The sequence below is a fragment of the Achromobacter sp. T5-5 genome, assembly GCF_055397965.1.
Map to the genome: position 1 here is coordinate 1,993,480 of NZ_AP027919.1, position 24,354 is coordinate 2,017,833.

Annotated in this window: 26 protein-coding genes and 1 tRNA gene; 13 read left to right on the forward strand and 14 right to left on the reverse strand. The window is 62.4% G+C overall.

Annotated features, from left to right (window positions below):
- The first annotated feature begins 237 nt into the window (after positions 1-237).
- Entirely contained in the window at positions 238-1,509 is a 1,272-nt protein-coding gene (locus tag ACZ50Q_RS08835; protein ID WP_464081231.1) for an MFS transporter, read from the forward strand.
- A 25-nt stretch (positions 1,510-1,534) separates the two neighbouring features.
- Here ACZ50Q_RS08835 and ACZ50Q_RS08840 read toward each other — a convergent pair whose 3' ends face one another.
- Positions 1,535-2,407: an NAD(P)-dependent oxidoreductase gene (locus ACZ50Q_RS08840; RefSeq protein WP_076515202.1), complete on the reverse strand. Its 873-nt coding sequence runs from the start codon at positions 2,405-2,407 to the stop codon at positions 1,535-1,537.
- Between the two features lie 192 nt (positions 2,408-2,599).
- Between ACZ50Q_RS08840 and ACZ50Q_RS08845 the strand changes: the two genes are divergently transcribed.
- Positions 2,600-3,028, forward strand: coding sequence for a PaaI family thioesterase (locus ACZ50Q_RS08845; RefSeq protein ID WP_092582747.1), 429 nt, complete (start codon positions 2,600-2,602; stop codon positions 3,026-3,028).
- Between the two features lie 53 nt (positions 3,029-3,081).
- Here ACZ50Q_RS08845 and cls read toward each other — a convergent pair whose 3' ends face one another.
- Entirely contained in the window at positions 3,082-4,539 is a 1,458-nt protein-coding gene (gene cls / locus ACZ50Q_RS08850) for a cardiolipin synthase (protein ID WP_464081232.1), read from the reverse strand.
- Between the two features lie 36 nt (positions 4,540-4,575).
- On the opposite strand from cls, the gene ACZ50Q_RS08855 reads away from it, so the two are divergent.
- From ACZ50Q_RS08855 to ACZ50Q_RS08870, 4 genes are all read left to right on the forward strand, one after another.
- Entirely contained in the window at positions 4,576-4,743 is a 168-nt protein-coding gene (locus ACZ50Q_RS08855) for a hypothetical protein (protein ID WP_464081233.1), read from the forward strand.
- A gap of 32 nt (positions 4,744-4,775) precedes the next feature.
- Positions 4,776-4,851: transfer RNA gene (locus ACZ50Q_RS08860), tRNA-His, on the forward strand.
- A 472-nt stretch (positions 4,852-5,323) separates the two neighbouring features.
- On the forward strand, positions 5,324-5,548 hold the full coding sequence (locus ACZ50Q_RS08865) for a hypothetical protein (RefSeq protein ID WP_464081234.1): 225 nt from the start codon (positions 5,324-5,326) through the stop codon (positions 5,546-5,548).
- Between the two features lie 53 nt (positions 5,549-5,601).
- A complete protein-coding gene (locus tag ACZ50Q_RS08870; protein WP_464081235.1) occupies positions 5,602-6,708 on the forward strand; it encodes an acyltransferase family protein in 1,107 nt (368 codons plus the stop codon).
- A 401-nt stretch (positions 6,709-7,109) separates the two neighbouring features.
- Here the strand turns inward: ACZ50Q_RS08870 and ACZ50Q_RS08875 are convergent, their stop codons facing one another.
- From ACZ50Q_RS08875 to ACZ50Q_RS08890, 4 genes are all read right to left on the reverse strand, one after another.
- A complete protein-coding gene (locus ACZ50Q_RS08875) occupies positions 7,110-7,901 on the reverse strand; it encodes a class I SAM-dependent methyltransferase (RefSeq protein WP_076515192.1) in 792 nt (263 codons plus the stop codon).
- A gap of 168 nt (positions 7,902-8,069) precedes the next feature.
- Positions 8,070-9,428 carry an erythromycin esterase family protein gene (locus ACZ50Q_RS08880; protein WP_464081236.1) on the reverse strand — a complete coding sequence of 453 codons (1,359 nt, stop codon included), beginning with the start codon at positions 9,426-9,428 and terminating at the stop codon, positions 8,070-8,072.
- A gap of 30 nt (positions 9,429-9,458) precedes the next feature.
- Positions 9,459-10,148, reverse strand: a complete 690-nt coding sequence (locus ACZ50Q_RS08885; protein ID WP_464081237.1) for a phosphoribosyltransferase — start codon at positions 10,146-10,148, stop codon at positions 9,459-9,461.
- A gap of 57 nt (positions 10,149-10,205) precedes the next feature.
- Entirely contained in the window at positions 10,206-10,361 is a 156-nt protein-coding gene (locus tag ACZ50Q_RS08890) for a hypothetical protein (RefSeq protein ID WP_464081238.1), read from the reverse strand.
- Between ACZ50Q_RS08890 and ACZ50Q_RS08895 the strand changes: the two genes are divergently transcribed.
- A complete protein-coding gene (locus ACZ50Q_RS08895; protein WP_464081239.1) occupies positions 10,360-10,761 on the forward strand; it encodes a BON domain-containing protein in 402 nt (133 codons plus the stop codon). The genes ACZ50Q_RS08890 and ACZ50Q_RS08895 overlap by 2 nt on opposite strands.
- A gap of 652 nt (positions 10,762-11,413) precedes the next feature.
- On the opposite strand, the gene ACZ50Q_RS08900 is transcribed toward ACZ50Q_RS08895, so the two are convergent.
- The gene (locus ACZ50Q_RS08900; RefSeq protein ID WP_464081240.1) at positions 11,414-11,839 is read right to left on the reverse strand and encodes an isochorismatase family protein; all 426 of its coding nucleotides are present in this window, start codon (positions 11,837-11,839) and stop codon (positions 11,414-11,416) included.
- 53 nt (positions 11,840-11,892) lie between these two features.
- Between ACZ50Q_RS08900 and ACZ50Q_RS08905 the strand changes: the two genes are divergently transcribed.
- Positions 11,893-12,600, forward strand: coding sequence for a substrate binding domain-containing protein (locus ACZ50Q_RS08905; protein WP_464081241.1), 708 nt, complete (start codon positions 11,893-11,895; stop codon positions 12,598-12,600).
- 20 nt (positions 12,601-12,620) lie between these two features.
- On the opposite strand, the gene ACZ50Q_RS08910 is transcribed toward ACZ50Q_RS08905, so the two are convergent.
- Both ACZ50Q_RS08910 and ACZ50Q_RS08915 read right to left on the reverse strand, forming a co-directional pair.
- Positions 12,621-15,146: an arylsulfatase gene (locus tag ACZ50Q_RS08910; RefSeq protein WP_464081242.1), complete on the reverse strand. Its 2,526-nt coding sequence runs from the start codon at positions 15,144-15,146 to the stop codon at positions 12,621-12,623.
- Between the two features lie 282 nt (positions 15,147-15,428).
- Entirely contained in the window at positions 15,429-17,732 is a 2,304-nt protein-coding gene (locus ACZ50Q_RS08915) for a patatin-like phospholipase family protein (RefSeq protein WP_464081243.1), read from the reverse strand.
- A gap of 260 nt (positions 17,733-17,992) precedes the next feature.
- On the opposite strand from ACZ50Q_RS08915, the gene ACZ50Q_RS08920 reads away from it, so the two are divergent.
- Positions 17,993-18,385: a phage holin family protein gene (locus ACZ50Q_RS08920; protein ID WP_076519968.1), complete on the forward strand. Its 393-nt coding sequence runs from the start codon at positions 17,993-17,995 to the stop codon at positions 18,383-18,385.
- Positions 18,360-18,863: a hypothetical protein gene (locus ACZ50Q_RS08925; RefSeq protein ID WP_464081244.1), complete on the forward strand. Its 504-nt coding sequence runs from the start codon at positions 18,360-18,362 to the stop codon at positions 18,861-18,863. Before ACZ50Q_RS08920 ends, ACZ50Q_RS08925 begins: the two co-directional genes overlap by 26 nt.
- Here ACZ50Q_RS08925 and hdeA read toward each other — a convergent pair.
- From hdeA to ACZ50Q_RS08940, 3 genes are all read right to left on the reverse strand, one after another.
- Entirely contained in the window at positions 18,826-19,125 is a 300-nt protein-coding gene (gene hdeA, locus ACZ50Q_RS08930) for an acid-activated periplasmic chaperone HdeA (RefSeq protein WP_076519970.1), read from the reverse strand. The two genes, ACZ50Q_RS08925 and hdeA, sit on opposite strands and share 38 nt — an antisense overlap.
- 280 nt (positions 19,126-19,405) lie before the next feature.
- On the reverse strand, positions 19,406-19,660 hold the full coding sequence (locus ACZ50Q_RS08935) for a hypothetical protein (protein WP_076519971.1): 255 nt from the start codon (positions 19,658-19,660) through the stop codon (positions 19,406-19,408).
- A 210-nt stretch (positions 19,661-19,870) separates the two neighbouring features.
- Positions 19,871-20,098 (reverse strand): CrpP-related protein, encoded by a 228-nt coding sequence (locus ACZ50Q_RS08940; RefSeq protein WP_076519972.1) that lies wholly within the window; start codon positions 20,096-20,098, stop codon positions 19,871-19,873.
- A gap of 300 nt (positions 20,099-20,398) precedes the next feature.
- Between ACZ50Q_RS08940 and ACZ50Q_RS08945 the strand changes: the two genes are divergently transcribed.
- Positions 20,399-20,914, forward strand: a complete 516-nt coding sequence (locus tag ACZ50Q_RS08945; RefSeq protein ID WP_464081969.1) for a DUF4142 domain-containing protein — start codon at positions 20,399-20,401, stop codon at positions 20,912-20,914.
- A 33-nt stretch (positions 20,915-20,947) separates the two neighbouring features.
- Complete coding sequence (locus ACZ50Q_RS08950; protein WP_464081245.1) at positions 20,948-21,094, forward strand: hypothetical protein; 147 nt, start codon at positions 20,948-20,950, stop codon at positions 21,092-21,094.
- Positions 21,095-21,143: 49 nt separating this feature from the next.
- Here the strand turns inward: ACZ50Q_RS08950 and ACZ50Q_RS08955 are convergent, their stop codons facing one another.
- Positions 21,144-21,371: a hypothetical protein gene (locus ACZ50Q_RS08955; protein ID WP_092582028.1), complete on the reverse strand. Its 228-nt coding sequence runs from the start codon at positions 21,369-21,371 to the stop codon at positions 21,144-21,146.
- Positions 21,372-21,505: 134 nt separating this feature from the next.
- Complete coding sequence (galU, locus tag ACZ50Q_RS08960; RefSeq protein WP_464081246.1) at positions 21,506-22,339, reverse strand: UTP--glucose-1-phosphate uridylyltransferase GalU; 834 nt, start codon at positions 22,337-22,339, stop codon at positions 21,506-21,508.
- 168 nt (positions 22,340-22,507) lie between these two features.
- Here galU and ACZ50Q_RS08965 point away from each other — a divergent pair, with 168 nt between their 5' ends.
- Positions 22,508-24,058: a PAS domain S-box protein gene (locus ACZ50Q_RS08965; protein ID WP_464081247.1), complete on the forward strand. Its 1,551-nt coding sequence runs from the start codon at positions 22,508-22,510 to the stop codon at positions 24,056-24,058.
- The last annotated feature ends 296 nt before the right edge of the window (positions 24,059-24,354 follow it).

A 24,354-nucleotide genomic window follows, 5' to 3' on the forward strand; every position in this document is an offset into this window, starting at 1 on the left:
CTGCGCGGGCCATCTGGCCGCTCACCGGACAGGATTTTCACGCCCCGGCAGCATTCGCATATAGCCGGGAGTAATATGTGTCGCGTCCGCCGACGCGACTGCGCCGGCACGAGCACGCCGATCCACGCCTGGCCCTTCCCACCCCTGTCGACAGCGGAGCGTCGCTCCGTGCCTCCCCCGCGGTGTCTGCAAGTCCGGGCGCGCAAGCGGCCAAAAAAAGACATGGAGGAGAAGAGATTGGACAAGCAAGCATCGGGCGGCTGGTATTTCGGCTGGAACATCGTGGGCGCCGCCACGGTGCTCACCCTGTTGACGGTCGGCCTGCGGATGGGGATCGGACCGTTCTTCCTGCCCATGGCCGACGGGTTGGGATTTTCGCGCAGCGTGCTGTCGAGCATCGTGGCCATCGGGATGCTGTGCTACGGGCTGGGCATGCCGCTGGCGGGCTATCTGGTCAGCATCCGCGGCACGCGCTTCGTGCTCCTGACCGGCACCGCCATCGTCGTGGCGTCGTCCATCTGGACCGTCTACGCGCGCGGCCCTCTCGAATTCCTGCTGTCCTTCGGCGTCGCGCTGTCCATCGGCCTGGCCTTCACCAGCCCGGTCGCGCTGACGCCCGTGATCAGCCGTTGGTTCACGCGCCAGCGCGGCATGGCGCTCTTCTTCCTGTCCACCGGCTCGATGGCCGGCATTGCGCTGATGACGCCCACGCTGACGTTTGCCATCGCGGCGGCGGGCTGGCAGGCGACCCTGCTGGGCTTTGCCGCGCTGTTCGCGCTGCTGACCGTGCCGGTGGCGCTCTTCGTGATGCGCGACGAGGCGCCCGAGCACACCGACCTGCTCCCCCACCAGATCGTTGAAAAATCCGCCGCGGCCAAGCCGGCCGCCAAGGCGCCGGCGCCGGGGCTGGGCGAGGCCCTGCGCAGCGTGCCCTTCTGGCAGGTCGCGCTGGGTTTGTTCGCCTGTGGCTTCAGCATGAACCTGCTGGGCACGCACGGCATGCCCATGCTGATGGACCACGGCTTTGACGCCACCACCAGCTCGCTGGGCATCGGTCTCATCGGCCTGGTCGCCATCTTCAGCACGCTGGTGCTGGGTCGCATGTCCGACCAGGTCGAGCGCCGCAACATCCTTGCCGCCATCTACCTGGTGCGGGGGTTGGGCTTTTTCGCGCTCGTCATGGTGGGCGCGCATTGGGAACTGTATCTGGCCGCCACCATCGGCGGCATCGTCTGGGCGGGCAGCATTGCCTTGTCGTCGGCCATCCTGGCCGACGTGTATGGCATCCGGCTGGTCGGCGTGCTGTATGGGCTGACCTATCTGGGCCACCAGGTGGGCGGCATGATCAGCTCGTGGCTCGGAGGCTGGGCCTTTGAAACCTTCGGCACGCACTGGGTGGCGTTCGGCTCGGCGGGCGCGCTGCTGTTGCTGGCCGCGGCGATATCCATGCGGCTGCCGCCCCGGGGAATCGCGCGGCCGCCGCGCGTGGTGCCTGCCGGCGGGCGCTGAACCGCCGCCCGCCGCTCGGCCGGACCTATCGGTCTTTCAGCAACGACACCAGTTCCGGAACGTAGCGGTCGCCGCCGCCTTGCGTGACGGCCTGGTCGAACGTGTGCTGCACGGCCGCGCCGATCTCGCGCACGGCCCCGGCCTCGGCGGCCATGGTGTTGTAGTAGGACAGGTCCTTCTGCGCGTTCGACATGAAAAAGCGCAGCGACGACGGATCCTGTTCCAGCAGATAAGGCTTGATGCGTTCAAGCGCCACGCCGCCGCCGCCGCCCTTGGACAGCACCTCGGCGAACACCGCGGGGTCGATGTCCGAGCGCAGCGCGCAGGCCGCGGCCTCGGACAGCAGCGCCACCACCCCCAGCGACACATAGTTGTGCAGCAGCTTCATGCGATGGCCCGCGCCGACGGGGCCGGCATGGGTGATGTTTTCTGCAAAGCACGCCAGGATCGGCTTGCATTCCTCGAACAGCGCCGCGTCGCCGCCCACCAAAAGGTTCAGTCGGCCTTCGGCGGCTTCCTTCGGCGTGCGCGTCATGGGCGCGTCCAGGAAGCGCCCGCCGCGCTCGGTGACGGCCTGCGCGACCTTCACGGTCGACGACGGGATCGCGGTCGAGCAGTCAATGATGACGGTACCGGGACGCAGCCCTTCCAGCACGCCGCCCGGCGACAGCAGCACGGCTTCGACCTGCGGGCTGCCCGTGACGCACAGGATGATCACGTCCGACTGCGCGGCCAGCTCGGCGCCAGTGGCCACGCTGACCGCGCCGGCGGCCTTGAGCGCGTCCAGTGGCTGGTTGCCCGGGTGTTCCAGCACGGTCAGCGCGTGACCATGCTTGACCAGGTTGCTTGCAATGCCGTGGCCCATGAGGCCGATACCAACCATGCCGACTTTCGCCATCTTCTACTGCTCCTGCCATGTGGGGTGATTGTTGTGGCGTAAATCTTACCCTCAGAACCCGCGGGCCGGGCCGGCAGCGACGCGGCAACGCCCGGCAGGCGTCCGCGCGCCGACCACCGCGCTATGCCGGCGCCGGCGTGTCTGGAATACTTCCGGGAATCGTCCCACCTGGGGACTCTTGCAGCGGCAGCCATGACAGACTCCATCCCCGACGGTTTTTCGCCCTGGTATCCCAGCAGCCAGTTCATGCGCCATCTGAACGAGCTCGGCGCGTTCTATCGGCGCAAGGCCGACAACGTGCTGGCGCTGCGCGTCAACGCGGCCCACGGCAATATGCACGGCATGGCGCATGGCGGATTCCTGGCCACCTTCGCCGACAGCGCGCTGGGTCTGGTCATTTCGGAAGAGGCCCACGTCTCCGTCGTCACGGCACAGATGTCCGTCGAATTCCTCAACGCGGTCAATCCCGGCGACTGGCTCGAGGCGCACGTGCATATCGACAAGCAGGGCAAGCGGCTCATCTATGCGACCTGCCTCTTGCAGGTGGACGGCCGCCCCATGCTCAAGGCCAGCGCCGTGTTCGCGGTGCGCCACGCCGCCGTGCCCGCCTCAGACGGCTAGGCGTGCGCGGCGCCGTCCCGGCCGTCGGCCTGGGGCGGGGCGCGCGCGGCAGGCTACAGATACGGCGTGGCCAGCCAGATCACCTTGTTGCGCAGGCGCTTCGCAAAGGGCGCGCGCAGCAGGTCTTCCAGCGTCACGCGCTGCGCATTGGCGACCAGCGCATCGAAGCGCGCGCCGATCCAGCGCGCAACCGCGGGATCGTAGATCTCGGTGTCCAACTCGAAATTCAACCGCAGGCTGCGCGGGTCCAGGTTCGACGAGCCGGCGTAGGTCCAGGCATCGTCCACCGTCATCAGCTTGGAATGGTCGAACGCGCCTTGCGACCGCCAGACGCGGCAGCCGGTGCGCACCACCTGGTCAAGCTGCGCCGTCATCGCGTAGTCCACCAGGCGCAGGTTGTTCTTGCCCGGGATCACGATGTCCACCAGGATCCCGCGCCGCGCCGCCGTGGCCAGCGCGCCGATCAGCGTCTGGTCGGGCAGGAAGTAGGGCGACTGGATCCGGACGTGATGCCGCGCCACCGCCAGCGCGCCCAGCAGCATGTTGTGCGTGCTGCCCAGCGCGCGGTCGGGCCCCGACGGCACGCAGCGGATCGGCACCCGGCCCGAAGGCGGCAGGGCGTCGGGATCGAACCACAACGCGGCGGGCAGCGACTCGTGCGTGGTGAAGTTCCAGTCGTGCGCAAACACCGACATGAGCTGCGTCACGATGGGCCCTTCCAGGCGGAAATGCGTATCGTGGTTGGTGGCCTCGCCCGCCAGCGCGGTGACGAACGCCGCGCGCACGTTCATCCCGCCCGTGAACCCCACGCGCCCGTCCACCACCAGCACCTTGCGGTGGCTGCGCAGATTGGCATAGGGCATGCGCAGCACGCCCAGCGGATTCGTCATGAACCGCGCCACCGGCACGCCGGCGCGCGCCAGCATGCGCACGATGGGCGGACGCGAATACTTGGAACCGACCGCGTCGATCAGCACCCGCACCTGCACGCCGCGCGCCTGCGCTTCGATCAGCGCCTCGGCCACCTCGCGGCCGATCGGATCGTTGTCAAAGATGTAGCTCTGCATCGCCACCGTGCGCCGCGCCGCGCGGATGGCCTGCAGCATCGCCGGATACGTCTCGTCGCCGCCAGCCAGCGGCCGCACCTCGTTGCCGCCCAGAAGCTGAAAGCGGCTGACCCGGTCGCCCAGCACTTTCAGCGAGGCAAACTGCTCGCCCGAAATCGGCACCACGTCCACCGCCGCCGTCGCCACCTGTTCCGCATCCTCCAGCATGGCGTCGTCGCGCTGCTGCGACACCCGCGTCTTGCGAATGCGGTTGATCCCGGCCACGAAATAGAAGAGCGCCCCAAGGATCGGCGAGAACATCGCCACCCCCACCCATCCGATGGCCGCCCGCACATCCTGCTTGGTCATCGCGGCATGCACCGCCGCGCCTGTGCCCGCCACGATGCTGATGGCAAAGGCAATATGGGGCCAATATTCAGTCAAAAATGCGTGTATGCGATCCATGGCGATGGCTTGAGACGCGGCCTCCGGAGATTAACCATGCGCAAGAATAGCAAGGCTGCTGCGAGTGGCAACACGTCCTTCGCAGCAGGATTTCACACCTTCCAAAAAAACGTGCTAGAATTCGGCCTCTTCGTTGTTGAGCGTTCTTCGAAACAGGTTTTGAAGACAGCGCGGCAAGCGAAAACACCGCAAGGTATTGGGTAACACCGAAGCAATACCCCAAGCAGTACCCAGTGGTGGCTGTAGCTCAGTTGGTAGAGTCCCGGATTGTGATTCCGGTTGTCGTGGGTTCGAGTCCCATCAGCCACCCCAAGAATTTCTTAGAAATCAGCCGCCTAGAGCGGCTTTTTTCTTTTCTAGCGCCTGCAAACTTCTAATATCTGAGGCGCTTTCTAATTTAATCAGAACGTTGGGGTGACCTTCACCTTCCGGCACCGGGCATAGACGCGGCGTGTTGTGGCGGCGTTTTTGTGGGTTTCAGGGTTCTGATCTCGGCTGACCATCTCGGTCACGTACATCGCGCGCAGGTCATGCGCCGTAAGCGCTCCCCGCCAGCTTTCACGAAATCGGCCATTTTTTTTGACCAGTTCGCTTTGAACCCGGAATCCGTATACGGTGCGCCGGATCGAGCAGCGAACACATATGCCGTGCTGTGACGCTTCCAGCGGGCTTCGAGGTCCGCGACGGCTGGCTGTACCGCCTGGGCAAGCTGGTGCCGCCGGCCGAGGCGCCGGTAGATGCGGCCGCCGCAATCGCCGTTAAGTGACCCCTGGTACAGGCGTTCATGGACGCGAAAGCAGTGGAGATGGGCTATCAAAATTTGGCCGACGCGGTCTCGTGCGCGGAAGAGCCTGCGGTCCCGCAGTTCCAGGAATGCGGGCGGGCCTTGCGATCATGGCGCAGCCTGGTTCGGGCCCGTTTTGATGAGGTGGCGGATCAGGTGATCGGACATGGCCACGCAGTACCGTCGGACGAGGAGCTGCTTCTGGGCCCGCCCGCCCTGGAGTAGACCCTAGTTTCGGGTTCTGATATCGTCCGCCGCCATATTAGAGACAGAGTGGAATGACGATGACGGCTGGGGCGCTTGGAAGCGAGGTGGGTCTGAAATCCGGCGGGAAGGGGCGCCTGTTCTACTTGGACGCCATTCGAGTGCTAGCCATCGTATTGATCGTTCTCTACCACTTCAACATCCAAGTTCGAGCGCAGGCACCGGATGCGTCGGTGGTCGGCTCGATGACAGTCTTCCGCCAAATGATGGGTGACCTCGGGGTCACGCTCTTCATCATCATCTCTGGCGCATCGCTGGGCCTCACCGCCAACAAATGGAAAGGGACGGGCGATTTCTATTTGAAGCGCGCCCTAGCCATTTATCCTTCATTTTGGACGGCCTGGTTGTTCGTCGCCCTGGTCCTATTGGGTCTATCCGGGGTGTGGCCCGGCTCGGGGCCAACATGGAAGGCCATCCTCACTGTGACGGGTTTTGACGGCTTCTTCTTCTACAAGGGGCCAAATTTTTACTTGGTCGGCGAGTGGTTCGTAGGCTTCATCCTGTGCCTATATGCTCTCTTTCCATTGCTGCGGGCTGCGGTCTTCACCCGACCATTGTTGACATGGATAGCGGTGGCGGCACTGGTGTATCTGCTCTTTCGGAACTACACCGCGCTCTTTTCGCTGCAGGTTGATCGAAATCCGTTGATGCGCTTACCGGAGTTCCTCTTTGGTGTTTGCGTGGCGCGATATGTGATGCCGCATAAGTTCATCACGTTCTTGGTGTCGCTCGCAGCGCTGGCGGTCCTCGCAGTATGGATGCCACCCATCCACATTTTGTTTTATGGACTGGTGCTTGGCATAGCCTGCTTTTGTGTTCTGGCATACGTCGGCAGCGTCATTCCAGTGTCTGGTCGGATGGCTGCCGTGGTTTCAAAAACTGCCCAGTATTCGTTTCTCGCCTTCCTGGTCCACCATCAAGTCATCTACGTCTGGCTCCCTCGCGTCCAGGTTGGAGCGCTGTCCTCAACGCGACTCCTGCTCCTGTTTTGCGGAGTCCTGTTGGTGAGCTTCGTAATCGCGGCCATCTTGGATCTGCTCGTCAACCCTTTGACCAAGGCGCTACGCGGGGCATTGTTCGACCGGCGTTCTTCCGCGGACGGAAGACTGACGCGAACGTGAGCACAGTGCTACGCAACCAACCCGCCTCGGCGGGATTTTTTATGTCCATAGGGGACGCGATTGAACATCCAAGACTTCGACGCCTTCGCGGCAAAGTTTGCCGGTGTGCTTGGCGCCGCGGTATCGATGAGATACCTGCAGGGGCCTGGCCGGCGCGCCTCAGCATGGCGAACGAGCGGCACGGGAGGGATGACGCGGGGTGTACGCTTCACGGCGTCGGAGACCGCCAACATGCTGATTGAACCGCCCGCGAAAGCGGGGCAGGGTATGACCGGCGGGGTCGCCGTCGGTGTCGGCACAACTCCTATTGCGCCTGTCGCTGGAGTGGTTCAGCTCTAGGTAAAAAGCGGCGCATTGAAGGCAATGGGCGGGAACGGCACGATTACCGTTCTGGCGCCGGCCTAGTACGCGTACTTCTTGATCGCTTCAGGAAGCTTGAAGTCGATGGGCGCGGGGTTGTCTGCCAGGCGCGCCACGATAAAGAGCTTGTCCAGGTCTTCGATCCCGTGCTTCAAAAAGCAGTTGACCATACGGTATCGCTCGATGGTGAAGTACTTGTTCATGATGGCGACCTTCTGCTCCATGTCTCCGTCGTCGCCCATTCCCCCTTTGCCCTCAGCAAAGACGTTGTGGCTTTCGAAGAGCATGTACCCACCCGGCCGCAAGAACGACACGATCCGCTTGATGTAGTTTTCGAACCCCATATCAAGGTTCCCATCAATGGTGTGGTGGTTCGAGAACGACAGGACCACGTCGTACTTCCGGTCGCTTTGGAACGTGGAGAAATCACCGTCGATCACCTCCATGTTGTCCAACTTGAAGTGCTTCGCTGTGTCTCGGGCGACGCGATTCAGGTGCGGGTTCAGCTCGATCGCTGTGACGAATTTGGCCCGCCACGCACAGTAGACGGCAACGAAGCCGGCGTTACTGCCGATATCAAGCACTTCAGCGCCGGTCAGGATCTGGTCGACGTCGTACTGTTTGAACCGGAACCCGGTGGGCTTGCCTCCGGTGATCCCAAGCTGTTCCAGGCCCTGATAGAAGTAGCCGTGGGAATACTGCTTCTCCTTGGGCCAATCTTTGACTTGATCCTTCATGTGGCCAAACAGCTTGCGCTGAATGAGCGCCTTGCCCATGAACAGGCCTCGCCAGAAGTCATAGATGGGGAACTTGCGGTAATACGGAAGTGCCATGCCGCCCTCGCCTAGTCGAAGGATGGGATTTTATCTGTTTCGCATAATCAGCAAAGCAACCCGCCTCGGCGGGTTTTTTTATTTCACATTGAGAATTTTCAAACGGAACTTGCCGCTTTTAAATTCACCCCCGGCGGCGATCTCATCAATGCAGTCGGGCGGGCGCCGCTACAAGCCGGCAGGGAAGGTTTCGGGCGCTTCATCCAATTGCCAGGTGTCACCCCATTCCAAGGGTTCGACCGCTCGCGTCTGATCAAGATGCAGCACATAATCGAACTGCCGCGGCAAAGACGCATAGAAGTAATGGCTTCCCCGCTCGGTCTCAGGGCGGTAGACGACGCCGATGGCGCGCTCCAGCCGGTGCGCGGACAACGCCTGATTCAAGTGATGATCTCCATTGAACGCCAACATGAAGCGCTCAAGTCCAATCTGATGAAAAAGGGCTTCGTAGCTTTCCCGCAGTGCCGGGCGCACCCGCATTCGTTCAGCCGGCGCATCCCAATCGTTCGCTGCTGTTACGCTTCCCTGGTATGTCGTCATTCCCACCAGAACCGCCTGACCGCCATAGGACTCGCGCGCCAGCTGTCCCACCGTCAATTCCCCAGCGTGTCCCACTTCGGTGGCCCGGGCATCGCCAACATGAGAGTTGTGAGCCCAGACGACGATCTTGGCGGGCATTCCGTCCTGCGTTCGCGGCAAATGCCTGGCCAGCGCATCAAGCGTTTCCATCATGTGCCGATCCCGCAGATTCCAGGATGAAACCCGCTGGTCGAACATGGTTCGGTAATACTGTTCAGCATTGGCAACGAGGCGTGCATTCTGCTGTACGTAAAAAACCTCATCACTAGCCGCCTGGCCGTCGCGCTTCATGTATTCGGCCGCACGGGAGTTGATGTCGTGCATTTGCGCGATAACGGCTTCTTTACATGAGGGCGAAACGCCATGGTGAGCCATGTAGCCATAACGCTCACTACTCCTTCCGAAATGGTCAAAGCAGGCGTAACGCTCGCGAGCATCTCGCGCGGCGCTGGGGTCGACCTTATCCAGATACCTCAGCACTTCCGCGATCGAGGTGAAGAGACTGTACAGATCGAGCCCATAAAATCCGACTGGCGCGACGTTTGATGGCAGCGACAGGTTGTAGGACCGGAGCCAATCGACAAAGTGGACGACTTCGGTATTTCGCCACATCCAGGTTGGAAAGCGCTTAAACCCCGCCAAGGCTTGCTCCCCGGAATTGTCTTCGCCTTGACATCGGAGGTACCGGTTGACGCGATAGGCATCAGGCCAATCCGCCTCGACAGCGACTGCGGAGAAGTGCATTTCGGCAATCAGGCGCTGCGTAATGCGAGCCCGCTCTTCATAGAACTCGTGAGTGCCGTGACTCGCTTCCCCAATCAGCACGAAACGCGCGGCGCCAATGTTGTCAAGAAGGGCGTCATAGTCTTTGATGCCTCCAGTAAGCGGCCGCGCCGCTGCAGTTAGCCGGGCCATAAAGGTGGCGTTGGCATCGAATGTCGATTCCATGGCAATTCCAAAAGATCTGCAACGGGCGCTTCAGCCGCCACGCGCTGAGGATGCCTTCGTCCAGGCGCCGAGCGGATGCATTCGTTCTGCCTCATGCAGCAGGCGTATGACCTCGTCGTCCTCTGTCTGCTCAAAATTGGCATACCATTGGCCGACGCCATAAAAAGGCGTAGGCGTATCGAGGCACGTTATTTCGTCGGCCTCACCTGCGAGCTCCTGCCTGGTCTCGGCCGCGGCAACGGGTACGGCGACAACAACCCTAGCTGGATTCATCTTTCGTACGGACTGAAGGGCCACACGCATCGTCGAACCCGTCGCAAGGCCATCATCCACCACAATGACGACCTTGCCCTGCAACTGCAGCGGTAGCCGCCCTGCGCGATATAGCGACTCCCGACGCGCCATCTCCTTGCGCTCACGCGCTATGACGGCTTCTATCTCCTTCGGATCGATTCCGTACGCCTCGATTACCTCTGCCTGAAGTAGAGACTGATCAATGCTGATCGCACCTATGGCGTATTCCGGGTTCCCTGGCATTCCGATCTTGCGTACCACCACCACGTCAAGCGGGACCTTCAACTCGACGGCGATCTGAAATCCTACCGGCACACCGCCACGCGGCAATGCCAGGACGATCACGTCCGAGCGCTCCGCGTACTTCTTCAACTTTTGCGCGAGCAACAGGCCAGCCTCTTGCCGATTCTCGAAGAGAATTTTCATAAGAGCACCTAAATCGAGAGTCGTCGGTTTGTCGCGTCGGCCGCCGCCCCTTTGACCTCAGCGCGCGCCTTTGTGGTCCTTCTGTCCGGTGTTTTTGTGCCGCCCCAGTATCTCGGCCCGTTCGGCCTTCTGGCGCTGTTCCTCTGCGTCTTCCTTCTGGTGCGGCCGCACCTTCTCAGATTTGGGATTGGGAGTTTTGGCGGGCTGTTGCATGATGACCTCCAGGATGTCCAATGAGCGAAGCAGCTCGACAAATCATGTTGAACGCGAACAGGAAGCTGTTGTTGACAAAAATCACGCTTTCTCGCACGTGAAAGGCGTCAAAGGGATCGCACAGGAAATCGAGGTGCGCACCAGCTACGAGCAAGGCAACTCGGACGAAGAGCTGGCCAAACGCGCGATCCACAGCCTCGGATGGAATGTCTCCATTCCTGACAACAAGGTGCAGGTCAAAGTACAACAAGGTTGGGTGACATTGACGGGCGAGGTCAGGGGGGCGCATAAGGCGCAGGTCGGGTTAAATCCCGCGGGCCGGCCTGCCGAGACATTCCCTGCGTACTGCCGTCCAATGGCACACTCCACGAGCCACGTCCGCCGTACGCGCCCAATATGATCAGGTCACGCAACCTGAGCTCATCCACAGCGCTGTTCCTGCGCCCACTTTTGGATTACTCCCCCCTGCAAGAAAACTGATCTTTGTCAGTTTTTACTGGAACACCCGGCGCACACTAGGAGCGGGTTTTTCATTGATTGAACAAATTCCGAAGGACAAGCCAATGTCCAATTCAATTCACCCCAAACATCCCATCGCCGTGATCGCCGTCGCGGCAGATGGGCGGACCTACCGCATCGAACGTCGCAGTCAGTTTCGTCCCGATGAAACACCCGGGACCTCGTTCTACTGCTGCCTTCCCGACGGGCAGGTCGTGGACCACATAGGCACGGGAACTTACCAACTGCCCGATGGAACCATCGTCAGGACTCGCCGGCCGAGATTGACTTGAGCGCGTATCCATATACGCCCGCGCATTTTCATACCGGTCAAAGGCAGCCCCATTTCCGTTGACCGGTCGAGAGGCGACCAAACAGCCTCCGCGATAGCCGGGGCGGTTCATGGGCACTTACGCGAAAGCGAGGCGCCTTTTTCTTTGTGTCGATGGTGGGCAAGAGCACCCATTGGCGGCATCGGGCGCTCTTGCCCACCACGACACGGCGCCGGTCGCACACCCTGCACATCGTCGCAGGGTTGCCGTGCCTCCGCCGGATCAGGCCGTCGACGCGGGCACCGGCGTGTTCAGCAATTGCTGCTCCCATAGATAGGCAATTCCGCTACCGGCGGCATGTTGAACGAGGATGTCGGTCAGCCCGGCGGCGGTCCCGGCGCGCGCCCAGTCGCGTTGCCATTCGGCGGCCAGCGCCATCCACGTCATCAGGTTCACGCCGGCCGCCGCCATGCGCTGCAGCGCAACTTCGTGCGACTCGACCGACACGCCGCCCGAGGCATCGGTGATGACTGTCACGTCCCAGCCTTCGCCCGCGGCCTGGATCGCCGGCATGGCGACGCAGACTTCGGTCCACAGCCCGGCAATGATCAACTGCTTGCGGCCCGTGGACTTGGCCGCGCCGACCACTTTGGGGTCTTCCCATGTGTTGATGAACGTGCGGTCGATGACTTCCTGGCCGGGGAACACATCGGTGATCTGGGGGACTTCAGACCTTCATCGAAGTCGCCGATGCGGGGGGCGTGTCGCCCGCAGCGCTGCGGCTGGGGGTGTCCAAGTCCATCGTCAGCCGTCGATTGCTGCGGTTGGAATCAGAGCTGGGAATCCAGTTGCTCGCGCGCACCACACGCGGGGCGGCGCTGACGGAAGCCGGAGAAATTTTTCGGAACCACGCGGCCAGGGCCTGCGCCGAGATCAACGTGGCCCGGGAGACGATCCTGCCTTCTGGCGAACTGCGCGGTCGCTTGCGAGTGGCTGTGCCCGTGTCATTCGGCCTGACGCATTTCGCGCCCGTAGTCGCGGAATTGGCGCGGCGCCACCCCCAGCTGCATGTGCAGACCTGCTATGGCGATCGCTTCGTTGACCTCATCGCAGAGGGTTACGACTGTGCGATACGGGTGGGCTACCTGCCGGACTCCAACCTGATCGCAAGACGCGTCGGTCCCATCCACGGCAAGCTGCTCGCCAGCCCGGACTACATCAAGGCCCATGGGGCGCCAGAATCGCCAGAGCTACTCGTCGCCCATGAAGCCCTGATGCAGGGCACCGAAACGTGGCAGTTCATGGATGGCGACAAGATCATTGCGGTGCGTCCGCAAGGGCGCTTCAAGGCCGACAATGGCGCGGCCTTGATCGCAGCGGCAACGGCCAAAATTGGGGTCGCATACCTGCCCGATTGCCTTACCCACGAGCATTTCGGCCAGTCGCCGCATTTTGCGGGGCGGGGGTAAGCCGAAGTCGGCCTTACCGCCTAGTCCGAGGCCTTCTTCATGGCATCTTCAAGCCTGGCCTTGTCGGCGTCGCTCAGAACTGGCCGGTTGACGATCAGGTTCAAGCTGTCGATGGATCCCGTGAACGCGAAAGGCACCGCATACGCCGCGTCATCCACGGGTGTGCCAGTGTCGGAGCCGATATCCATGTTCTCGTCCCAGGCCAGGATGAGCGGGACCGTGTACTCCATCTTGTGCTTCGCCACGACGGCGCCGTCGACCTTCAATTCGCCCGTGCCGCCTTTGCCGATGCCGCTGAAGTCGTTGAAGGCGAGCGTCGCCGCGCCGAGGCCGTCATAGTTGAAGTCGAAAACTAGCGTATGTTTGCCGGGCGCCAGCGCGTCGGGCGCCTCCCAGGCCACTTTCTGGAGACCGAACAGGTTCCAGACGAAGGTGGGCCTCCCTTTGTGGAGGAACAAGCCGTAGCCGGTGAAGCGGCCGCCCTGCGTGATGATCATGCCTTCGCCGCCGCCCTCGGGCACCGTCACCTTTGCGGTGAAGGTGTAGGAGGCGTTCAGGATGGAGGGGGCGACGCCATTCGAGATGCCGGTCATCCTGCCGGGGAATGTGAAATCCGAGCGCCCGGCGGTGCTGGACGGACGTGGTGTGACCAGACGGCTTACCACCGAGGCGTCGAGCGGCATCACGTTGTACTTCCTGGCTTCCCGCCACCAAATCGCTTCCAGCTCCTTGACCTTCTCGGGATGGCGCGCGGCCACGTCGTGGTTCTGGGTCCAGTCGGTATTGATGTTGTAAAGCGCCCAATCCGCCTTGGCCGGGTTGACGTCCTGCGGACCTGCCGTCACCCATGACGGACGGCTGACCTTGTCCACCAGCATCCAGCCCTCGTGGTAGATGGCGTAATTTCCAAACATCTCGAAGTATTGAGTCAGGTGCCGACCAGGGACCTTGGCGTTGGCCGCGTCGAAGGTGTACATCAGGCTTGAACCTTCCATTGGGCTTTGCGCGATGCCGTCCACCACCGAGGGTTCGCGAATGGACGCGGCCTCCAGTATCGTCGGGGCGATGTCGATGACATGGGCGAACTGGTTGCGTATGCCGCCCTTGTCGGTGATGACCTTGGGCCAGGCGATCGCCATGCCTTGCCGGGTGCCGCCAAAATAGGACGAAATTTGCTTGGTCCACTTGAAGGGGGTGTCGAAAGCCCAGGACCAAGGAACAGCCATGTGGTTATAGGTGTGTTCCGAGCCCCAGAGGTCGTAGAAATTCTTCAGTTGCGTGCTGACAGGCACTTCGACGCCGTTGAACATCGCCACTTCGTTCGGCGTTCCCAGTAGCGTGCCTTCGGCCGACGAACCATTGTCGCCAGAAATGTAGATGATGAGCGTGTTGTCCAATTCGCCGGCGTCTTCGACGGCCTGGATGACCCGCCCGATCTCGGCGTCGGTGTAGGCGAGGTATGCGGCGTAGACATTGGCCTGCCGGATGAACATCTTCTTTTCGTCATCGGTCAATTGGTCCCAGTTCTTCAATAGGTCCGACGGCCAAGGGGTAAGCTCCGCTGTCTGCGGGATGACACCGAGCTTTTTCTGATTGGCAAAGATCGTGTCCCGCAGCTTGTTCCAGCCGTCGTCGAAGAGGTGCATGTCTTCGATCTTCTTGATCCATTCCGGCGTTGGATGGTGCGGCGCGTGGGTGCCTCCCGGCGCGTAATAGACCAGCCACGGCTGATCGGGTGCCAGCGCGTTCAGTTGGGACATGTAGTCGATGGCTTCGTCAGCCATGGCGGTGATCAGGTTGTACCCCTTGTGGGATTCATACGGGTATATCTGCGTCGTGTTGCGGAACAGGTTGCCCGGCGTCCACTGGCTCGTGTCGCCGCCCATGAAGCCGTAGAAGTAGTCGAAGCCCATGCCCGTGGGCCACTGATCGAAGGGTCCCGCCATGCTGACCTGGTAGCCCGGCGTGTTGTGGTTCTTTCCAAACCAGGACGTGTTGTACCCGTTGCTCTTGAGGATCGTGCCGACGGTGGCTTTGTCCTTGGCGATGACGCTGTCATAGCCGGGGTATCCGGTCGCCTGTTCCGATATCACGCCAAAGCCGGACGAATGGTGGTTGCGCCCGGTTATCAGCGCGGCCCGGGTGGGCGAACAGAGGGCGGTGGAATGCATGTTGGTGTAGCGCAAGCCCATCGCGGCGATCTTGTCGAGCGCTGGCGTCGGGATGACGCCGCCAAAGGTGGCCGGCGCGCCGAAACCCACGTCGTCGGTGATGATCAAGAGCACGTTCGGGGCCCCGTTGGGCGGAGCGATGCGAGGCTGCCAGAACGGGGTCGACTGCATCGCGTTGCGTTCTATCTTGCCGCCAAAGGGGACTTCCGGTGCAGGTAGCTGGAGTCCGTCGATCGCTCGCGTGGCAGCGGGGGAACCGAGCGGCGCGTCGGATTGCTGTGCGGCTGCAATTCCCGCCGTGAGGAGGGCCAGCCCCAGCGCCGCGCCGGCCTGGCGCAGCGGGTACCTTATGAGCGTTCCAAGGCTACTGATCATGACGGTCTCTCCCGTTTCGGCTAAGGCGGCGCGACGCGCGCGCCACCCAACCGTTCTGCTCATCAGCAATCACGCGGCGTCCAGGTACGCTAGCATTTGATCCGCGATGAAACTTGACGAAAGTCAATTTGCGACCTGAGTGGCGCTGGCGCGCGGCGGGTTGCAAGCACTGCTGGATCTTAGAACTGAACCCCAAGTCAGGATGAATACGATGTTGTAGGGTTGCCCCGGGTTCGTAAGCGGCTCTGACAAAAATCATCCTCGAGCAAAGCGGCATGCCTGTCAGAAGCTGAACAGCGGTCCGAGGAAGAGATACACGCTATTGCTTCCCGTGCTGGTATGCCCTGCGCCTAGGTAAAGCGGGCCGATAGGCGTATCGGCACCCACGAACACGCTGCCCGCGAAAATGGATCGATCGAAGATCCTTCCGGAATCCTGCCAGGCATTACCCGCTTCCAGGCTCGCCCCGGCATAGGCCTTGAAGAACTCGGTGTCTTTGAGGTGACGAAGGTAGACCACCCGCGCCAGGCCAGTCTGTTGGCCGGATAGCTCATCCAGTGAATAGCCAGATAGCCGGAGGAAGCCGCCCAGCCGATAAAGGCTCTGGATCGGCGCGTTTTCATTGACGGTGAGGTGTACCTGCATGCCGCCGAATAAGGTATTGCGTCCCCAGCTGTAGGCTTGTTGATAGCCGAGCGATATCTGGTCGAAGTCGGTATCCGCACCGAAAGCCTTGCGCGACATGCGGTATTCGAATTTGCCGAAATGGCCTTTGGTAGGGAAATTCACGTCGTCGAGCTTGTCATCGGTCAGGCGTACGAACAACATCCCGGTGTCATAGTGCTGGCTGGGGGTCGGCGCGCCTACGCTGGTGTCGATTTTTCCTGTCTCGTAGTAGTAGCCAAGCCGCGCCTCTCCCCACGTGCCGAACTGGCGACCCGCACCAAGTTCAAAGCCATACCCGCGTGTGCGGGCCTGGGCGAAATTGTTGCCCGAGTTGTCGTAGAGGTTGATGTTCCTGGTCAGATACCCGACCCTGCCGATGGCGAAATATCGTGCACCAGGGTCGAGCGGTTGGAAGATTTCCGCAGACAACAAAGGTTCGTCGCCTATCTGGCCGCCCAGACGGAATTCCCCATTGAGCGAGTTGATTTGCGTTCGCGTGTAGGCCACGCCCAGGCGGAATGGGGCGTCGCCTCTGAAATTGCTTGACGTGATCAGGCCGCCCTGGAGATAGCCGGGGCCCCAGGGTTTCTCCTTGGTCCGGACGAGCAAGCCGGTTTTACCGTTTTCTTCGACGAGTTCGTAGCGCACGGACTCGAATATTTCCAGGCCGTAGATCTCCTGCACGTCCTTTTCCAGCTGAGCGACATCGAGCGGCTGGCCCGGCTTGGCGTGTATGTGGCTGGCAACAACGGCATCGCTGACCTTGGACTGGTTTTCGATGCGCACGAAGGCCAACTTGACGACGCGCGCCGGCGGGGCGGCATGGGCGGCCAAATACCGGGCGTAGTCGTCGTTCTTGAGTGAGTACTGCCGCAATGACCGCGTGGCCTGGCGCGCGGCTTTTTCGCCTATCGGGATGGTCTCGTTGATGCGATCAAAGCTGCCGGCGCCAATGTCGCCCAGTTTGGACGAAATGAGAACATCGCCAGGACCCAGGCTTTTGAGCTGTTCCTCAGAGTTCAGCGCAAAAAGGAAGTTGACGATTTGTTCGGTCACATCCACCGCGGAGTTGATCTGGTCGCGCTTGAGCAGCTCGCTGCCCAGATCGGAAACGATCACCACATCCGCGCCCATGGCTCGGGCCACATTGACGGGCACGTTGTTGCTCGTGCCGCCGTCGATCAACAGCTTGCCGTCGATTTCGACCGGATCGAAGGCGAGCGGCACGGCCATGCTTGCGCGCAGGGCGCGGGCGAGGTTGCCGGACTTGAGCACCACTTCACGGCCGGTTTCCAGGTCGGTTGCGACAGCCCGGAAGGGAATGGGAAGCTGCCCGAAGTCCTTGACTCCGCTCACGCGCGCGGTCAGGCGGTTCAGTTGCAGGTCGAACTTCTGACCGTGGACGTAGGCGAGCGGCAATTCGATCTCGCCATCGTTGAAGCCCGGCTTTGTCTTGAAAACATACAGGATGTCATCCTGCTTGCGACGGAAAGAGAGGTCCTCCCTATTCGGGGAGTCGACAAAGATCCCATGCCAATCGATGCCCTGGATTTCCCGCTCGATGTCATGCGGACGCATCCCGCCCGCATAAAGGCCGCCGACGACGGCCCCCATGCTGGTGCCCGCCACGTAGTCGATCGGGATGTTCAGTTCCTCCAACACCTTGAGTACGCCGACGTGAGCCCCGCCTTTGGCGCCGCCGCCGGCAAGCACCAGGCCGATCTTGGGCCGGTTCGGCGGCTTTGCGCTCGGGGAGGGGGCCACGGCGGAGGATTGGGCGGATACGGGAAGCGCGATCGCAGCGAGCAGCGCCGCAATGATCAACATCGACACAACGTATCTGAATTCGGGAGCGGCTGCAGAAAGGGCTTTCACGACCGGCTTCCTCTGATGCTCGGCATAGCGGTGCGGAGCCAGCACGAACAATCCTGGTCGGCAGGCCCGGATGCATATCGACTTCGACGCCTGTCGAAGCAGGTCGGCACGATGCCCTGTAGGTTGGAATGCGCGTTGATCGGGGGGTGAGCGGGTGTTGAGCGAGTGTTCAGCGCCAGCGTAGATCGGTCAGGATTCAGGGATTTGACTATCGTCAATTTTCCGGCGGCTCGGGCGGAGGACGGATCACGGGCCACGGGTATGGCAATTGCTGACTTCACGCGTCATCGCCCCAAGGAGACGCCATGATTTCGGAACGATTGCGCAGATTGCGCCGCATCGCGGCGTTTGCCGCGGAACGCTCGGGGGATTATGTGGAGCTCATCGGCATCGAGTTGTCGCTGTACCGTGCCGCGCTGGTCGCAACCGTGATCAGCAGCATTGCGCTCGTGTTCTGCGCGTTGGGCACCTTGGGATTCGTGTCGGTGGCCGCCATCGTGAGCTTCTGGGATACCGAGCATCGCAAGCTGGCCGCCTGGCTGGTGGCGGGCGCGTGGCTGCTCATCACGTTGATTTCGCTGGCCATTTCGACCCGCAGCGCGCCCAAGGGGTCGCCATTTGCGGAGCTGAGTCACCAGGTGCGCCTGGATACCGCCGCCGCCCGGAGCCATTATGTCCAAGACCACCACGCTGGCTGACAAAGAGGCCCTGCTGGCCAAGATGGAGCGCGACCGCCAGGCGCTCGCCATTGCCTTGCCGCGCGGCGTGCCGGCGGGGAGGTCGGGCGGACCGGGTGGGGCGTGCGTGAGGACGGCCGCATTGGCCGCGGGCGGGGCGCTGGGATGGCCGCGCTTCCTGCGCCAGCCGCTCAGAGCCATGGCGGCCATTGCGATGCGCGACCGGGTTGCCGAATTGATGCGCCGCCTGCAGGTGCGGAGAGTGAGCGACCCCTTGCCCGACCCCGACCTCGCGCAACTGGCCACGATGGTCGCGCAGGTCCGCGCCGCGGCCGCGCAGTCCGCTGACCTGGCGGAGATTGAACGGTTGCGGGCGCAGCTTGACGAGCAGGTGCGTCGGCTGCGCACCTTGCTGGGTGGGGGGGACGAACCCCTGAGGCGAGCCTCAGGGGCAGGGGCGATTACTTCTTCAGACCGGCCAGGGCGTCGCGCAGCATGAGCTTCGGATTTTCATTGCACTGCTTGACCAGTAGCGGCGTGCGGGAGCTGATGCCCTCCACGTCCAGTACGGCCTCTTCCGGCTTGCCTTTGTGGTTAAGCGCTTCTGCATAGCTCACTACAACGGGGCGAAAGGACTCTTGCACACCAAGGAAATCCTGGCATTGCCACATGGCGAGAGGCTTTTTCGCGTCCGCTGCCTGGCCCGTGACCGAGAAGGTCAACGATCCAAGCAGACCAATCATCACTAGGTGCTTCTTCATGTTCGAGCTCCTGGGTTGGCTTGCAGACGAAATGGCTTATTGAGATATGGCTTACTGAGAAATGGCTTACTGAGAAATCGTGAGCTTGAACTCACTTTTTTACGGTACTGAATAGGAACGGGCGCCGTCAACGCAGCCGGCGAATAAATGCGAGCCATGGCGCATGAGTACCGGTCCGGTTGAATGGCCTCCAGGATGGAGGAGCGGTTCGACCGCGGCAATGACCGGAAAAGAAGAGAGCGCCCGCAGGCGCTCCCAGTCGTTCCCAGTACGGGCGCTGTCAGGTCAGGCAGAACTGAGGCGCGCCGCTCGCATCGACCCGCCGGATCCCCTTGAGAATCCATTTCGCGTGCCGTTCGGCTTCATGCTGCGCGGAGAACAGCTTGCCGCTCGGGATCGGCCACACAGATTGCCCTTCGGTCTGGTCGCCGTCGCGCCGGGTCTTGACGTCCAGGCGGTACTGGCCGCTCGGCAACTCAATGACATCGCAGTGGACTTTGAATCCATCTACGCAAATACCTGATTCAGTATTCATCGTGCGCTCCAAAGCATGGGGGTCACAGGAATCGCCCTGCGGGCAGCATTTTCCGGAAACCGCGGGGTCGTGGTGCAACAAAATGCAAAAGTTTTCGACCAGTGCTGGCACGCCCAAAGTGGGACGCCAGAACGAGGAGGCCCGGGCAAAGAGAAAGGGCCCTGGACGATGTCCAGGGCCCTGGCCGGGTACTCTCGCGGCAGGCAGTGGCTACCTGCGCGCGCTCATGAAGGGGGACGAGGGGGCACGGCTCACGACGGCGCGGGATTTGACTCCGGCCTTCCAGCCCGCTTTCCACATTTCCACACGGCTGCGCCATTCCGTGACGGATTCGCCGGTTTGCGCAGGCATGGCTGCGGTGCGAAGGTAGGGGCAATCCAAAAGGGTCAACCCCTGGCGCGCGGCGTCTGCTCCCAGCTTCTGGATATCCACTTGCATGGCAACTCTCCCAAAAGATGCGAGCGCTTAGTTTGCCCAGCGCACTTCGCGTATGCAACGAAGTGCGTGTAACGCTGCGTTTCTTTGTTACATCGACGTAAAACTTGCGGTAACGAGCCACGACAGCGACTGGCCACCCAGAAGCGGCACGCGTGCCAGGAGCGGGCATGACGCTTGCTGCATGGTAGGCGCTCGCCGGGCGGCACCAAGCCGTCATTCGGCGAGACGAGTTTCTTACTGGAGGACTGCATGAAGAACAATCTTTTGAAGCTGGGGCTTGGCGCCGCGATGGTCTTGAGCATGGGGTCGGTTGCGCTGGCACAGACGCCGGCAACCTCTGGCGGCCAGGTGCCCGCCGCGACCAACAAGCTGGACAGCGAAGCCCGCGGCTTTCTGACCGATGCCGCGGAGTCCGGTCATATGGAGATCGCCGGCAGCAAGATGGCGCTGGAGAAGTCGAAAAATGCCGAGGTAAAGCAATTTGCGCAGAAGATGATCGACGATCACACCAAGGTCGGCCAGCAGCTTGAAGCGCTGGCCAAGAGCAAGGGCTACGAGCCGCCCAAGGAACCTTCCCTGATGCAGACGGCCAAGCTCAAGGCCATGGGACTGCGCGATGAAGGGTTCGACAAGGCGTATGCCGACGAGATCGGGGTGGACGCGCACGAGTCCGCGGTGAAGCTGTTCGAAAAGGCCTCCAAGGAGGTGAAGGATCCTGAGGTCAAGCAGTTCGCGATCGAAACGCTTCCCAGCCTGCAGCAGCATCTTCAGGCCGCCAAGGCCCTGCAGCAAAGCGTGTCCGCGAAGACGAAATAATCATTCCCCGGCGCCGCGCGCCAGGAGGACACCATGAAACCGGCCGATGATTCCCGACCCTCCGTGCGGCCGGCGCGCCGCGGCGCCAGGACGGGCCGCGGGCCCTGGCTGATGCTGGCGATCTGGATCGGCGTCGTGGCCGTCCTGTTCCTGGTGGGCCTGATGCTGCGCAATATGTAGCCTGATCCGCGGTCCAAGGCGGAGAAGCGGGTGGGCCGCGGCCGGCTGTCTATTGGCAGAGCCGCGACGCGACGGTCGCGACGATGGTGCCGTCAGGCAACTGGTAGTGACCATCGCCGCGCCAAAGCACCCGCTGGCCATCGGGCAGGCAGCAATAGGAATTTGTCGTGTCGTCGCCTTCGGATTGCGAGCGGCAATAGCGGTCGATCCGGTAAGTCGTGCCATCGTCGGCAGCGGCCACCACTTCCATGACGCGCTTGTAGGCATGGTTGGGCATGTTCGCCTCCTGTGTTGATCGCGCAAGGGTATTGGGACATGGGGACCCCGCCCGGTCAATACGCATCGCAGCATGTCGCGCGCGCACGGGACGTGCGCGCGAGGGTGCTTGCGACGATGAAGGGCTAAGCCACGTCAGGCCAGGTTGTGATACTTGCGCCCGATCTCCATGGTGGCGCGGTAAAAGCCTTCCTTGCTGCCGCAGTCGTAGCGCACGCCCTCGTACTCGAAGCCGTAGACCTTGCGCGACGCGAGCAGGGCGGCGATGCCGTCGGTTAACTGGATTTCGCCGCCCACGCCGGCCTGCGTGCTTTCGAGCAGACCGAATATTTCAGGCTCCAGGATGTACCGCCCGACCACGGCCAGGTCCGTTGGCGCGTCTTCGGGCTTGGGCTTTTCCACGATGCCCGTCAGGCTCAGGACGCCGTGCGCCTTGCGGGTGCCGGACACGATGCCGTACTGGTTGGTATGGGCCTTGGGAACCTGCTGGACGGCCAGGACGCTGCCCTCGAATTCGCGGGCGACCTTCATCATCTCGCCGATGACGGGGGCGTCGGCGTCGATCAGGTCGTCCGCCAGCAGAACGGCGAAGGGCTCGTTGCCGACGATGGTCGCCGCGCACAGCACGGCGTGGCCCAGGCCCAGTGCGGCCGGCTGGCGCGTGTAGACGCATTTGATGCTGTCCGGGATCACGTTGCGCACGGTTTCCAGCAGCGCGTTCTTGTTTTTGGCTTCCAGGTCATATTCCAGTTCCGGCACGCGGTCGAAATGGTCTTCGATCGCGCGCTTGTTGCGCCCAGTGACGAAGATCAGCTCGGTGATGCCGGCCGCGACGGCTTCCTCGACGGCATACTGGATCAAGGGCCGGTCAACGATGGGCAGCATTTCCTTGGGCATGGCCTTGGTGGCCGGAAGAAAGCGGGTGCCCAGGCCCGCAACGGGGAATACAGCTTTTCGTATGGGTTGCATTGCTAATGCCCTCTGTACCCGGGCGGCGCCAGGGATGGGCCGCCTATGGACGGGTTTCCAGCAAATTCCGTGCCCGGCTCAACATTGGTAAAGTCCCTCCTTTGACCCCGGCACGCCGTTTGCTGACGACAACCTGGGCTTGATCCAATATGCAGGTGGGGACATTGCATGACTTCTTTACCGGATTTTCCGTCCGAGGACCGCTATCGCCTGCTGGTGGGGGCGGTGCGGGACTACGCCATCTACCTACTGGACGCCGAAGGCCGCGTCAGTAGCTGGAATCCCGGCGCCGAGCGCTTCAAGGGGTACACCGCGGACGAGATCATCGGGCAGCATTTTTCCGTTTTCTACACGGAGAGCGACCGGATCGCGCAGGTGCCCCGGCATGCGCTGGAGACCGCCCGGCTTGAAGGGCGTTTCGAGGCGGAAGGGTGGCGCGTGCGCAAGGACGGCAGCACGTTCTGGTGCAGCGTGGTGATCGACCCCGTCCACGATGATCGCGGCGCGCTTGTGGGCTATGCGAAGATCACCCGCGACATCACCGAGCAGAAAGAGCGCCACGAGCAGCTCCAGGAAGCCCGCGACTCGATGCACCACGCCCGGCGCATGGAAGCGATCGGCCGCCTGACGGGCGGCGTGGCCCACGATTTCAATAATTTCCTGACGGCGATCCGGTTCTCCGCCGAGTTCGTGAAGCGCTATCCCGACCTGCCGGCATCGCTGATGCGCTACGTCGGCATCATCATCGACACGACCGAAAAGGCGGCCCAGCTCACCCGGCAACTGCTGGCCTATGCCAAGAAGCAGCCGCTGCAGCCGCACGCGTTCGACGTGCGGGACAGCCTGGCGTCGCTGCGCCCACTGTTCGAGACGTCGGTGGGCTCGTCCGTGGCGATCAGCTACGAGTTCGGGCCTGGCAATTGCATGATCTTCGCCGACCCGGCCCAGCTTGAATCGGCCTTGCTCAATCTGGTCATCAACGCGCGGGACGCCATGCCTTCCGGCGGCCAGATCCGGATATCTGCCCAGGTCGTGCGCGACCCGGCGCTGCATGAAGGCAGCAAGAACCTTGCGGGGCCGTATGTGGCGCTGTCGGTGCAGGACTCGGGCGCCGGCATCGAGCCGGGCGTGCTGGCGCACGTGTTCGAGCCCTTTTTCACGACCAAGGGCCAGCATGAGAATTCGGGTCTGGGACTGAGCCAGGTGCAGGGCTTTGTGCAGCAATCCGGGGGCGACGTCACGGTGGACAGCGTGCCGGGCCAGGGCGCGACGTTCACGCTGTTCCTGCCGGCCGCCAGACCGGCCGCCGCGGCGCCAGACACGTCGGCCTCAGACGCCACGGCAAATGCTCCGGTGCGCCGCGAGGTGCTGCTCGTCGAAGACAACCGCATGGTGGGCGAAGTGGTCTCGGCGTGGCTGGAGGAGCTTGGGCAGGAGCTGACCTGGACCGTCGACGCCGAACAGGCCCTGCGCGAGCTGGAAAAGCGCGACGGCGGCTTCGACCTGGCCATCCTGGACCTGGTGCTGCCCGGCATGAATGGCATGGATCTGGCGCGCCGGATACGGGAACGCTGGCCCGCCATCCGCATCGTGCTGGCCAGCGGCTACAGCGACGCAATGGCGGGACCGCGCGCATTGGGCTTTCCGGTGATGCAGAAGCCGTATTCGGTGGAGGCCCTGATGCAGGTGCTGACCGAGGACGCGCACACGCTTCCCTGAGCGCCGCCTGCGCGCGCTGGCCGCGATGCTGGGCTGACGCGCGCGGCGTGCAGGCTCACCGGCATTTCCCTCGACGCGCGCCATCTTGCCGCCGGCGCGCCATCGTCCTTTCAGACAATTGTTGCACCGATGCGTCGCTGCCACCTTGGCCGTCGCATGCGCCGGCTAAAACGTTTGAACGATAAAAACTTGCGTTAAGCGCCGTCCCTACTTAAGCTGTGTTTGCGCGCGGACCCAGCATGAACCGTGCCCGCGCCCGCAGGCGGACCGCTGCCTTGCCCGCTTACGACCACGTA